This is a genomic window from Campylobacter sp. MIT 21-1684, from assembly GCF_026241315.1.
Lineage (GTDB): Bacteria > Campylobacterota > Campylobacteria > Campylobacterales > Campylobacteraceae > Campylobacter_D.
In genome coordinates this window covers 1-754 of record NZ_JAPHNA010000063.1, presented here as the reverse complement: position 1 = coordinate 754, position 754 = coordinate 1, and the positions used below count along the sequence as shown (strand labels likewise).

General features: G+C 34.1%; 1 protein-coding gene. It reads right to left on the bottom strand.

All coding sequences use genetic code 11. The features are described 5' to 3' along the window. On the bottom strand, nt 1-754 hold a 754-nt coding region (locus OQH62_RS08565), incomplete at both ends, for an ABC transporter substrate-binding protein (RefSeq protein WP_266016142.1).

Sequence of the window (754 nt, the reverse complement as noted above, 5' to 3'; positions counted from 1 at the left end):
AATTTCTTGAAGCCCCCATATAAAGACCATATAATCTTCTATTTTTAATAGCAGGCAAACTCTGCCAACCTACTCTCTCTTTATAGCCTTGCAGTCTTTTAAGAGCTTCTTTCTCATCAATGTTAATTCCCATTACCATTGCTTCTTTGTTTTTATGAAGTTCTGTTTCTCTTCCTGCTATCATTATAACATCAGGTTGAGAGAAAAGTATTTGCTCTGGATTTATAATGCCCCACTGTTTGACAAAAGGAGCAGCGATATTTTCCCCTCCGGCTAAATCTATCAAAGCACCCCACATATCTTTGCCATAGGTAAAACCCATTTCACTAGGACCATTATTTCCAAACTCGATATAAATTTTTGGTTTGGGTAATTTTGCTTTTTGTATTCTTTCTTCAACTTTTGTAACAATTGTAGAATAAAATTCTATAAGTTCATTTGCTCTTTGTGTTTGATTTGTGATTATTCCTAAAATTCGAGTACTTAGAATATGCAAAGGCACACTTTCTCTATTATAATCAAGTACAACAATAGGAATCTTAGCTTCTAATAAAGGTTGTATATCAAGTTCTAAAACTTTATACTGCCAAGCTGCCAAAATGAGTAAATCAGGTTTTAAAGCCAAAACTTTTTCTATTGAAAAAGTTCCTACTTCAACCTCACCTACATCTTCAAGCTTTGTAAGTCTTGGCAAAGCCTTGCTATACACCTGCCAACTTATAGGATTCCAATCCGTCCAAACAGCTTTTGAAAA